The 12,476-nt window shown below is 61.6% G+C and carries 8 protein-coding genes; 4 read left to right on the top strand and 4 right to left on the bottom strand.

What is annotated here, in order from left to right; genetic code table 11:
* Positions 1-30 precede the first annotated feature (30 nt).
* The gene (gene topA / locus J3R75_RS09920) at positions 31-2,754 is read left to right on the top strand and encodes a type I DNA topoisomerase (RefSeq protein ID WP_307261373.1); all 2,724 of its coding nucleotides are present in this window, start codon (positions 31-33) and stop codon (positions 2,752-2,754) included.
* Between the two features lie 115 nt (positions 2,755-2,869).
* Positions 2,870-3,739, top strand: coding sequence for a glycosyltransferase family 2 protein (locus J3R75_RS09915; protein WP_307261372.1), 870 nt, complete (start codon positions 2,870-2,872; stop codon positions 3,737-3,739).
* Between the two features lie 146 nt (positions 3,740-3,885).
* Here J3R75_RS09915 and J3R75_RS09910 read toward each other — a convergent pair whose 3' ends face one another.
* Positions 3,886-5,817: a sugar phosphate nucleotidyltransferase gene (locus J3R75_RS09910; RefSeq protein WP_307261371.1), complete on the bottom strand. Its 1,932-nt coding sequence runs from the start codon at positions 5,815-5,817 to the stop codon at positions 3,886-3,888.
* 1 nt (position 5,818) lies between these two features.
* The gene (locus J3R75_RS09905; RefSeq protein WP_307261370.1) at positions 5,819-6,250 is read right to left on the bottom strand and encodes a B-box zinc finger protein; all 432 of its coding nucleotides are present in this window, start codon (positions 6,248-6,250) and stop codon (positions 5,819-5,821) included.
* Between the two features lie 1,628 nt (positions 6,251-7,878).
* On the opposite strand from J3R75_RS09905, the gene purD reads away from it, so the two are divergent.
* A complete protein-coding gene (purD, locus tag J3R75_RS09900) occupies positions 7,879-9,135 on the top strand; it encodes a phosphoribosylamine--glycine ligase (protein ID WP_307261369.1) in 1,257 nt (418 codons plus the stop codon).
* A 126-nt stretch (positions 9,136-9,261) separates the two neighbouring features.
* Here purD and J3R75_RS09895 read toward each other — a convergent pair whose 3' ends face one another.
* The gene (locus J3R75_RS09895; protein WP_307261368.1) at positions 9,262-10,101 is read right to left on the bottom strand and encodes a carbohydrate-binding family 9-like protein; all 840 of its coding nucleotides are present in this window, start codon (positions 10,099-10,101) and stop codon (positions 9,262-9,264) included.
* Between the two features lie 78 nt (positions 10,102-10,179).
* Positions 10,180-10,374, bottom strand: coding sequence for a hypothetical protein (locus J3R75_RS09890; RefSeq protein ID WP_307261367.1), 195 nt, complete (start codon positions 10,372-10,374; stop codon positions 10,180-10,182).
* An 80-nt stretch (positions 10,375-10,454) separates the two neighbouring features.
* On the opposite strand from J3R75_RS09890, the gene dnaK reads away from it, so the two are divergent.
* A complete protein-coding gene (gene dnaK / locus J3R75_RS09885) occupies positions 10,455-12,398 on the top strand; it encodes a molecular chaperone DnaK (RefSeq protein ID WP_307261366.1) in 1,944 nt (647 codons plus the stop codon).
* Positions 12,399-12,476 lie beyond the last annotated feature (78 nt).

The following is a 12,476-nucleotide window of genomic DNA, read 5'->3' as shown; positions in this document are numbered from 1 at the left end:
ATAACCCCAAGCGCATAGGACACAGCGATAATGGCAGATAAATTAGTTGTAGTGGAATCCCCCGCCAAGGCCCGCACCATCGGGCGCTTCCTTGGCGCAAAAGTTCAGGTCCAAGCATCCATGGGCCACGTCCGCGACCTTCCCCAGGGCACCCTCGGCGTCGATATCGCCAAGGATTTCAAGCCGGATTACGAGCTGACCCAGAATGGCAAGCGCATCATCAAGTCGCTGCGCCAGGCGGCCGCCAAAGCCGACGACATCTATCTGGCAACCGACCCTGACCGCGAAGGTGAAGCCATCGCCTGGCACCTCCAGGAAGTGCTCAAGACCGCCGGCAAAGGCCGTTTTCACCGCATTACTTTCCATGAAATCACCCAGAGCGCCATTGAGCGGTCCTTTGCGACGCCAGGGAGCATCGCCCTCAATCTGGTCGATGCGCAGCAGGCCCGCCGCGTCCTTGACCGCCTGGTCGGCTATCAGGTCAGCCCGCTGCTCTGGCGCAATATCCAGAAGGGCACCAGCGCCGGCCGCGTGCAGTCCGTCGCCCTGCGCCTGGTCGTAGAACGGGAGCGGGAAATCCAGGCTTTCAAGCCTGACGAATACTGGAATCTCGACGCCCTCTTCGCCACCCAGGATCAGCAGGCCACCACCCTCAAGACCCGCCTCTCTCGCGTTAACGGCGAAAAGGCCTGGGTGGCCAGCGCGACCGACGCTGAACGCCTGGCAGCGGCCCTCGAAGACGCCGGCTGCGCGCACCGCGTCGCCAAAGTCGCCAGTACGCCACGCCGAAAGAACGCGGCGCCGCCCTTCATCACCAGCACCTTGCAGCAGGCGGCCGGCAGCTCCATGAAGATGGGCGCGACCCAGACCATGCGCATCGCCCAGGACCTCTACGAGGGCATCGAACTGGGCAGCGGGGGACCCGTTGGTCTCATCACCTACATGCGTACCGACTCAGTAAACATCGCCAAGGAAGCTCAGGAGCAGGCACGCGCATTCATCGCCAAAACCTTCGGCAGCGAATACGTGCCCGAAAAACCCAACAGCTACAGCTCCCGGAAATCCGCCCAGGAAGCGCACGAAGCCATCCGCCCTACTGATGTCACCCGCACGCCCGAGAGCCTGGCTCAGCACCTCACCCCGCCACAGCAGAAAATCTACCGGCTGATCTGGAACCGCTTCGTCGCCAGCCAGATGGCGCCGGCCAAACAGATGGACCACGTCATCGAAATCGAAAGCGCCGGCGGCCAACTGCGCAACCTGACACTCGCCGGGCTGATCAGCAAGGACAGCAAACTCGACGTCACCAAGGCCGCGCCCGGCGTCGCCTGCACCTTCCGCGCCGCCGCCCGCGAAACCCTCTTCCCCGGCTACCTCCGCGTGTACAACATCAAGGACATCGGTGAAGAAGAAGACCCGGCAGACGCGGCGCGCCCCCTGCCGGCCCTGCGCGAAGGCATGCCCTGCCTGCTCAAGGAGCTGCTCCGCGAACAAAATTTCACCACACCGCCAAGCCGTTATTCCGAGGCATCGCTGGTCAAGGCCCTGGAGCAGAACGGCGTCGGTCGGCCATCCACCTACGCCACCACGGTCAACACCATCCAGGAGCGCGACTACGTCAACAAAGACAAGGGCGCGCTCGCTCCCACCGATCTGGGCTGCAAGGTCAATGACTACCTCGTCCAGCAAATGCCCGATCTCTTCGATATCGGTTTCACCGCCCAGATGGAAAACAGCCTCGACCAGGTCGAAGAAGGCAATGTCAACTGGGTGGTCATGATCAGAGACTTCTTCACCCAGTTCCAACAGTGGCTTGGCAACCACGGCGCCGCCAAACTCCAGGCAAACCCCGACAGCACCAACGCGCTCCTCGCCCTCTTCGGCAAGGACTTCCCCTTCGACGCGCCCATCGTCAAAGGCCCCCGCACCTACGACGATAAGAAATTCATTGAGAGCATCCGCCAGCAACTCGCCGACGGCAAGGCCCTCACCGACCGCCAAAACAATGCCCTGCTGATCATCGTCGCCCGCTATGCGCCGAAGCACCCGGAATTCCTCCGCGTCGCCGACGAAGTCGGCCTCGGCGATACCATCCGTAAACAGATCGCCGACGACGCCCAGGCCGCAGAGAAGCCCGTACTCGAAGCCGACCCGCGCGTCAACGCGCTCATCGCCGCCATGAAAGACCTCAGCTGGAGCGCGGCCGTCAAACGCGGCAATCGCACCTATGACGACGGCAAATTCTACAAGTCGCTTGCCAAACAAGCCGAAAGCGGCAAGGCGCTATCACCGGCACAGGTCGGCGCGCTGGCCAAGCTGGCCGCGAAATACGCCGCCGCCATCCCGAACTACCAGGAGCTGGCCGGCGCCATCGCCGCCAACAGCGGTACCGAAGGCGAAGGCGATAACCCTGGCGCGACCGTGGCCGAGCCCGTCGTGCTGTCCGCTGAAGACAAAACTCGCATTGAGACCCTGCTGGCCATGACCGACGCCATTTCTGAGTGGCAGCCGCCAAGCAAAAGCGGCCGCCGAACGTTTGATGACCATGAGTTCGTGGAATCCCTGCGAACACAGTATCAGCAAAAAGGCAGCCTCAGCGAACGGCAGCTCGCCGCTTTCAGCAAAGTCGTCAAAAAATACGCCGAGCAAATCCCCGGCTACGCCGAAAAGGCCGCCGCCGGCGGACTGGACGCCATACCGGCACCGGCGAAAAAATCGTGGACGCCCCGGCGTAGCTTCAAGCCGCGCAAATAACCGGCCGCCCGCAGCGCCAGGCGGTACGGCGCGCGGCCGGATAACGATGAGCTGACAGCCCCAGCTGGCCACCGCCAGGCTCACCCCAGCCGCAGCCCAAATCAAGAGGTCCGTGATGAGTTTTTGTGATGTCGCCATCGTCATGCTCGCCCATAACGGCGAGGAATTCACCCGCCATGCCCTGGACAGCATCCTCAGCGCCAAAACCCAGCCGTGGGAAATGTTCCTCGTCGACAATGCCTCTGACGACGGCACGCCGGACCTGATCCGTGAATACGCCCCGCGCCTGGAAAAGGCCGGCATAGCCTTCCATACCTGGCGCAACAGCGAAAACAAAGGCTGCTCACTGGCCCGCAATGAAGCGTGGGAAAAAGTCAGCTCGCGCTATACCGTGCTCATGGACAACGACGCATCGGTCTGCACCGCGAACTGGCTGGAAGAGTTCATCCGCTGTTTTGACCGCCAGCCGCAGCTGGGCATCGTCGGCGCCAAAATGATTTACCCCTACCAGCCACACCCGATTCAATGCGCCGGCGTCGGCATCAGCCGCCTCGGCCGCATTTCCTTCCGCGGCCGCGGCGCCGCACGCCACGATCCGCGCTACCAGAGCTACTGGCCAACCTGGGCACTGATCTCCGCCTGCTGGATGATGCGCACCGACCTGCGCGACGACGTCGGCTTCCTCGACGAGCACTTCCACCCCGTCCAGTACGAAGACCTCGATCTCTGCGTCCGCGCCCGCCTGGCCGGCTACGAAGTGGCCTACACCCCCAGCGTCGAAATGTACCACTTCGAGGGCATCACCACCGCGTCCTTCGGTAGCGAGGAGTACAAGGTCAATATCGCCCGCAATTCACTCAAATTCCGCGAACGCTACCACCAACTCTTCAAAACTTTCACCGATGAATTGCCCGCAGACGAATTCCGCTGGCTCGCCCGCGGCGATCTCGGCCTCCGCAATGAACTCGACCTGAGTATGCAATAGGTGCGGCGGAGAGCCAGCCCCCCAGCGGCCTGATTATCGCAGACGGCCCCGTCGGATCTTCTGTCTTTATCGCGGACGCGGCGGACGCGGACGGATCGGACGGGGCGGACACATAGGTCCACCCCTACGCGGTCTGATCGGTCTGATCACGTCTTTTGCAGCCTCTGAATAGCGATATCGCGTCCTTTTGCGGCCATAGCGCGGATCGCGGGGAATTGCTCGCCTTCGGCGGCGGCTTCGACCAGCATATCGAAACCCGGGCAAATGAATTGCTGATACCACTGCAGGCCGTCCTTGATCCAGAGTTTTCCGTAGGCGCCGAGTGCCTGCATCAGGCGCTGGCTGGCGGCGGCAAGAAGCACAAAATAATCAGGCGGGGTGCCGCCAAGAGCGCGGACCTGGCGGCAGTATTCGCGCCAGGCGGCCTGGCGCAATTCGGCGTCGTAGCATTGGTAGGGATCATACAGCAGCGAGCCGAGGTCGTAGGCGGCGCTACCGAGGCGCATGCCCTGGAAATCAATCAAGTAGGCCAGACCGTCCTTGACCTTGATATTGGCACTTTGCAGATCGCGGTGGATGGGCACGAGAGGCTGCCGCAGCAGAATGGTCCGCAGTTCGCAATACTCAAGGGCAGCGTCTGCCCAGAGTTCCGGCGCATGGAGACAGGCATCGAGCATGTTGTTGCGGAAGTAGTCGCGCTCCCAGTCATAGAGGCCCTTGGTAAAGCCTTTTTGCAGCGGTAATTCCTCCAGGCGCACGGCCTGGTCGCCAAGCACATGCAAGCGCGCAATCTGCTCGACGACCTGAAATAGGTATTCCTCTTTGAGCTGCTGTGGGGCCAGCTGCAAGTCGCTTTGGCCAAGATCGCGAGTGACAATTTCGAAGGTATCCGCAAGGTGCAAGCTGACCTGGGGCACGCGCACGCCCAGGCGAAAGAGAAAGTCGCTGATGGCGGAAAAGCCGGCGTTTTCCCGTCGGTCGGGATTGTAGGCGCACCACACCCAGCTGCGGTCGCCGCAGCCGAGGCGACTGTACTTCCGACCGCTGCCCTGTTTGGCCAGGGGCGTCAGCTTGCACGCGGCGGGATCCACACCCAGACTGAGGTAGATGCGCGGATCGGGCTGCCGCGCGTCGTCTACAGCCTTGGGCGGACGCACGTCGTCCCCCACAAAAATGCCGTCAGCGTAGAGCAACGGCCGGGGCAGCCGGGTGTAATCCCAGAGGACCACGTTGTGGATTTGCGACCCGGCGGGCACGCCGACTTCGAGACCTATGCCGAGAGCGCCAGTGCATTGGACGCCTTTGAGTTCGAGTTCAAAACGGCGACGGGCCTGTTCGGCCTGCGCTTGTCGCAGGAGGGTGTGAAAACCCAAGGAGCAGTCCGCAATATCGCCGTGAGCGCGGATATACTCGGCGGCGGTACCGATGTCCGACCAATAAACATTACGGCTGGCGACCACCGCCTGGACGTTCTCACCGGCGTCTAGGGCGCGCTGATACGCGTCGATGATATCAGGCGCATCCTGGTCGGGATCGAGGTAATTAAGGATATCGCGGCGGAAGATGTGTATGCCCGAGAAGGTATAGCGGCCGTGCTGCGGGTCGCGAAAGCGTAGAATCTGGCCCTGGCCATCGAGAGACACGCTACAAGGGCCGCGATTGGGTATGAGCAGCACGGTGACGGCCGCCTGTTGGGCGATGTGGGCAGCAATGAGCTGCCGCAAATCATAGTCCAAAATGACATCGACATTGTGAACGAGGATGTGCTCGGCCTCGGGAACCAGCCGTATACCGTAGCGCAGGCCACCGCCCTGGTTCAGCAGCCGTGGTTCAGCCGAAACACGCAGGTCCCAGCCATGGCGATGCTGCAAGCGCTGACAGGTTTCGTACACGCGATCACCCTGGTAGGACGCGTTAACAACCATGTCGGACATGCCAAGTTCGTTCAGATAGGACGTGACCAACTCCAGCAGGGGGACGCCGCAGAAGGGCACCAGAGCTTTGGGACGAAACAGAGTCGCTGGACGAAGGCGGCGGCCTTCTCCCGCCGCCAGAATAAACGCGCTGATTTTGGCCATGCTAGTCTTTTACCGCCTTGTCGAGTTTCTCAAAGGATTTGTCGATCTTCTCTACCGAGCCCTTCACCTTGCTGTCGATGTCAATACTCTTGACCCTGCTGTCGAGATCCTTAACCTTGCTGTCAATTTCATCGCGGTGGCGATTGTAGTAAACCCAGCCGGCGTAAACTAGGCCGGCGAGGATGATGAGCTTGAGCAAAAGCAGCACCCGGCGACGGAAATCACCGCGTTTCTTGATCTGCATGATGTCGTTAACAACGACGGCCGAATCAAGGCCGTTCTGGCGACACACCCCCGAGCAAAAAACCTGGTCGCCGCCCAGAACCGCGCATTGCCCACAGACGGGCTTGGCGCAAGTCGCACAACGCGCCGTCGCCGGCGTATCAGGATGGTTGAGACAAACAACGCCTTCAAGACTCTTCTTTGCTGCCATTGTCCTGCCTCCTCGTGAAAAAATTCCTGGCCACCTCGAAACCGCTGTCATCAGACCAGCAGACCGAGGTAGAATAACCATCAAACAGTAGTGGATTTCATGCAAAAAGCAAACGACCGCGAGCCACGAAAGAACGAGTCGCCCGTAATCGCTCAGCGACTGATTACCGTTGTCCCCCGCAGACCTTTCGTCCGGCGAGCTGCAAACCCGCCGTCCCGGCGGCAATCATCCTGGGAGCGCCGCCGTCCCGGCGGCAATCATCCTGGGAGCGCCGCCGTCCCGGCGGCAATCATCCTGGGAGCGCCGCCGTCCCGGCGGCATTTGAGCGCTGAAGGCGCTGAAAACAAAAGGCATGCCGTGCATTCATTATCACTGACTCCTATGAAACCCGCTGCTTGGTTAGCCTCCCATCTGTGCGGCGACTGGCCGTGGGTGTCCGGCACATTGTCCCCGGTGTTTTCCCCACCGGGGTGGTTACTTACCGATTACGTCTCGCGGCCGTGGAGTGGGCGTCTCGCCCACTCCGACAAGACGGCTCATTAAACCGTCCTCGTCATCCACGCCGACCGTACCCGGCCCGTCTCCCCCGCCGCACGAGCTGCTGCTACTCTGGGCCCGCTATGTCTCCGCTGCCGCAAAGGTCGGCGGAAATCAAGGTCGAATGGCTGTGCGGCGACTGGCCGTGGGTGTCCGGCACATTGTCCCCGGTGTTTTCCCCACCGGGGTGGTTACTTACCGATTACGTCTCGCGGCCGTGGAGTGGGCGTCTCGCCCACTCCGACAAGACGGCTCATTAAACCGTCCTCGTCATCCACGCCGACCGTCCCCGGCCCGTCTCCCCCGCCGCACGAGCCGCTGCTACTCTGGGCCCGCTATGACTCCGCTGCCGCAAAGGTCGGCGGAAATCAAGGTCGGATGGCTGTGCGGCGACTGGCTGTGGGTTTCCTGCAAATTGTCCCCGGTGTTTTCCCCACCGGGGTGGTTACTTACCGATTACGTCTCGCGGCCGTGGAGTGGGCGTCTCGCCCACTCCGACAAGACGGCTCATTAAACCGTCCTCGTCATCCACGCCGACCGTACCCGGCCCGTCTCCCCCGCCGCACGAGCCGCTGCTACTCTGGGCCCGCTATGACTCCGCTGCCGCAAAGGTCGGCGGAAATCAAGGTCGAATAGCTGTGCGGCGACTGGACGTGGGTGTCCGGCACATTGTCCCCGGTGTTTTCCCCACCGGGGTGGTTACTTACCGATTACGTCTCGCGGCCGTGGAGTGGGCGTCTCGCCCACTCCGACAAGACGGCTCATTAAACCGTCCTCGTCATCCACGCCGACCGTCCCCGGCCCGTCTCCCCCGCCGCACGAGCCGCTGCTACTCTGGGCCCGCTATGACTCCGCTGCCGCAAAGGTCGGCGGAAATCAAGGTCGGATGGCTGTGCGGCGACTGGCTGTGGGTTTCCTGCAAATTGTCCCCGGTGTTTTCCCTGTCGGGGTGGTTACTGACCGATTACCCCGACCTTCGGTGAAAAAACGGGCGCGGGCTTTTCTTATGCGGGGCGGACCTTAAATTAAGGCGCGCGTTATTGTTACATCGCCATTGACCCTCTTTCCCTTCACTCGAGGAACATCCCAGCATGAATGTACTGATTATCGGCGGCGGCGGCCGTGAGCACGCCTTGGCGTGGAAGATTCGTCAGAGCGGACTGGTTGACAAGCTCTACTGCGCGCCGGGCAATCCCGGCATGCGCGACGTCATCGCCGTGCCTGACTGCGATCTGCCGGCCCTGGCCGATTTCGCCGAAAAACACGCCATTGGCCTGACCATGGTCGGCCCCGAAGCGCCGCTTTGCGCCGGGATCGTTGACCTCTTCCGCTCACGCGGCCTGCGCATTGTCGGCCCCGACCAGCACGCCGCGCAGCTCGAAGGCAGCAAGAGTTTCGCCAAGGACTTCATGCGCCGCCACGGCATTCCCACGGCAGACGCCGCCACCTTCGGCGACGAAGCCAGCGCCATGGCCTACCTGCGCCAGCAGGGCGCGCCGATCGTCATCAAGGCCGACGGCCTCGCCGCCGGCAAAGGCGTCATTGTCGCCATGGCTATGGCAGAAGCCGAGGCGGCCCTGCGCTCCTGTTTCGCCGGCGCCTTCGGCCAGGCCGGCCACCGCGTGCTGATGGAAGAGTGTCTCTTTGGCGAAGAGGCGTCCATCATCGCCCTCTGCGACGGCAAAAGCATCGTCCCTCTGGCGTCTTCGCAGGATCATAAACGCGCCTTGGATGGCGACCTCGGTCCCAACACTGGCGGCATGGGCGCCTATTCGCCGGCACCTGTCGTCACCGACGCCCTCTGGCAAGAGATCGACGCGCTGGTCCTCCAGCCCTTCCTCGCCGGCTGCCAGCAAGACGGCCTGGATTTCCGCGGCGTCATCTACGCCGGCTTGATGCTGACCGCAAAGGGCCCGAAAGTGCTCGAATTCAACGTCCGCTTCGGCGACCCTGAAACACAAGCGATTCTCATGCGCCTGGACAGCGACCTCGTCGAGGCCCTCGTCGCCACCGCCGATCAGCGCCTCGCCGACATCCGTCTGCAGTGGTCGCCAAAAGCGGCCGTCTGCGTCGTCATGGCCGCCGGCGGCTATCCCGGCAGCTACGCCAAGGGCGCAGTCATCAATGGCCTCGACGACGCCGAGGCCACTGGCGCCGTGGTCTTCCACGCCGGCACCGCCGCCAAGGACGGCCACATCGTCACCGCCGGCGGCCGCGTGCTCGGCGTCACCGCCCTGGGCGACGACATCGCCGCAGCCGTCACCAATGCCTACCGCGCCGTCGCCAAAATCGGCTGGGACGGCGCGCAGTTCCGCCGGGATATCGCCCACCGCGCCCTCGGCAAATAAGCCCGCTACGGGACGGCGCCAGAACAACCGGGCGCGCAACAACCACGTCTGATAAATACCAGCGGGGCGGACGGAGTCACTTGACCCGCCCGCCCCGCGTTGTCGTCAACCACTATGGCCAGCCCGTCACCGCTGGAAGTACAGACGCTGAAACTTATCCGCCTGGTGAAAATTCACGCGGGTGAAGGGCGTTGTGGATGATATTTCCTTGCCCTCAGGGAGGTACACGGAGTAGTCCCAGCGGGCAAAATGGCCGCGCCATTCTTCGCCGACGCGCGGCTGTGCGCGATCCTGCATCCATGGCAGCGACGAGAAAGGAATCGCCATTTCCAGGGTCCAGCCCTGATCTTCGTCGCGATAGTCATTAAGCGTGCCTTGCACGGTCACCGCGACCTTGAGGTCCAGGCAATTCCAGCGCTTCCAGCGGTGGCCTAGATTGCGCAGCGGCCACACCGGCGAGTGAGCGTCGTAGACTGTACCCAATGCATTGACCTCAAAATTGACGTACTGCAGTTCGTCGTCAAAATCACCATAGGCGATAAAGAATTCCAGCACGTCGTTCAGGTAGGTACTGTCGTCATGCTCCAGCAAATCAGACCACACGTCCTTGTCCTGCGCCTGAAACAGCACGTATAGCGCCTTGTCGTCCCACATACAGCTCACTTCGGTCTTGCTCAGGGGCTCCGTACAGCCCGGCGGGACAAAAAAACGCGTCACCGCAATGCCGTGATCCCACAGGACCTCACGCCGGCCGTCCACCACAATCGGTGCCGGCGTCCGCTTGCAGATCAAGGTCGGTGATGGTACCGCAATCGCCGCCTCAGGCACCGGCGCCACTGCCGCTGTCGCTTCGGTCGCAGCGGCATCTTTTGCCGGCTTCGCCCAGGGATTGAGTCTGAAGCGGACGCATGAACACATCCCGCCCACCAACACCACTGCTACCAAAGCCTGTACCATCCGCATCATGTGTCTGTCTCCACTTGTCACCCCTTTTGCCACCCTCATCGCGCAGTCGTTACCACGCGGGCGCGTTTCCGCCTTACACTAAGCGCCATCACGGCCCTTGGCAATACGCCGCGCCGCGTTGACGGCTTTTTTCTGGGACAAATTGTCCCACTGTGCCAGCGCCTGTGCCAGGCGACTGTGCCATGGCGCAACCCGAGGCTCCCCGCCAAACGCCACCCGCCCGCCAGCCAGCCACGCAGGGTGCTGATTCGTCACCTCAAACACTTTTGGCATGCTACCTGCTAATATCACTCGCTGTTGATTACGTCATTGTCTATTCACTGCCCTTCGGGGACGATTGAAAGGAGTATTTCATGGGCAAGATTCTTGGTATTGACCTAGGCACCACCAACTCATGTATGGCCGTCATGGAAGGCGGCGAACCGGTGGTCATTCCCAACGCCGAAGGCAGTCGCACCACGCCATCCGTGGTCGCCTTCACGAAAAATGGTGAACGACTGGTTGGCGCACTGGCTAAACGCCAAGCCGTCACCAACCCCACTCAGACCATTTTTTCCATCAAACGCTTTATGGGCCGTCGCTTCAGCGAAGTCAAACGTGATATTTCCCTGGTCCCTTACAAAGTAATCGAAGGCAAAAATGGCGACGCCTTTATCCAAGTCGGCGACAAGAGCTTTTCCCCGCCGGAAATCTCGGCAATGATTCTGCAGAAGCTCAAGACCGACGCCGAAGCCTACCTGGGCGAAACGATCAAAGAGGCGGTCATCACTGTTCCGGCATACTTCAATGACAGCCAGCGCCAGGCCACCAAAGACGCCGGCCGTATTGCCGGCCTCGACGTCAAACGCATCATCAACGAACCCACCGCCGCGTCGCTCGCATACGGCCTCGACAAGAAAAAAGATGAGAAAATCGCCGTCTACGACCTCGGCGGCGGCACCTTCGATATTTCCATCCTCGAACTCGGCGAAGGCGTCTTTGAGGTCAAGGCCACCAATGGCGACACCCACCTCGGCGGCGACGACTTCGACGAAGCCGTGATCACCTGGCTGGCCGAGACGTTCCAAAAAGAAAACGGCATCGACCTGCGCAAAGACCAGGTCGCTCTGCAGCGCCTCAAGGAAGCCGCGGAAAAGGCCAAGTGCGAACTGTCCAGCAGCACCACCACCGAAATCAACCTGCCCTTTATCACTGCGGACCAGACCGGTCCGAAGCATCTCACGCAGACCCTCACCCGCGCTCAACTGGAACGCCTTACCGCCGATCTGGCCAACCGCTCCATCGAGCCATGCCGCAATTGCCTGCGCGATGCCAATCTGCGCTCGTCGCAAATTGACGAAGTCATCCTCGTCGGCGGCATGACCCGCATGCCACGCATTCCCCAAATCGCCGAGGAAATCTTCGCCAAAACGCCCAGCAAGGGCGTGAACCCGGATGAGGTCGTCGCCGTCGGCGCGGCTATCCAGGGCGGCGTTCTGGCTGGCGATGTCAAGGACGTGCTGCTGCTCGATGTCACCCCGCTGTCGCTGGGTATCGAAACCATGGGCGGTGTCTTCACCCGCCTCATCGAACGCAACACCACCATCCCCACCAAGAAAAGCGAGATATTCAGTACCGCCAGCGACAACCAGCCATCCGTGGAAATCCACGTCCTCCAGGGCGAACGCGAAATGGCCAGCGGCAACAAGACCATCGGCAAATTCAATCTTGATGAAATCCCGCCCGCGCCCCGCGGCGTGCCTCAAATCGAAGTGACCTTCGACATCGACGCCAACGGCATCCTCAAGGTCTCCGCCAAAAACCTCGGCACCGGCAAGGAACAGAAAATCACCATCACGGCCAACTCCGGCCTGACCGAAGAGCAGATCAAAGACATGGTCAATGACGCCAAGGAACACGCCGACGAAGACAAGAAGCGCCGCGAGGCCGTCGATACCAAAAACCGCGCGGACTCCATGGTCTACCAGACTGAAAAACAGCTCAAAGACATGGGCGACAAGATCCCCGCCAACATCAAGAGCGAAATCGAAGAAAAACTCGCCGGACTCAAAAAAGCCCTCGAGAGCGACGACACCGCCACCATCGACGGCGCCATGAAGGAACTCGAAAGCAAACTCCACGCCTTCGCTGAAGAGCTCTATCGCAACAACCAGGGCGCTGGCGCCGGCCAAGGCGACGCCGCCGGTGGCTTCCAGCAAGAACCCGACAATGCGGGCAACGCCGGCAGCAGCCGCAAAAACAAAGACGATGGCGATGTCATTGACGCCGACTTCCGCGACGTCGACGACAAGAAATAATTCCCCCACCACGCGCGACGGCCCAGGCAGCCATGCCGGGCCGCCCGCGTTGTTCTTTTCCCGTTGAGAGTAGTCGGG

Origin of the sequence: Oligosphaera ethanolica (assembly GCF_030814695.1) — a bacterium.
GTDB lineage: Bacteria > Verrucomicrobiota > Lentisphaeria > Oligosphaerales > Oligosphaeraceae > Oligosphaera > Oligosphaera ethanolica.
This window is presented reverse-complemented; position numbering and strand designations above follow the sequence as displayed.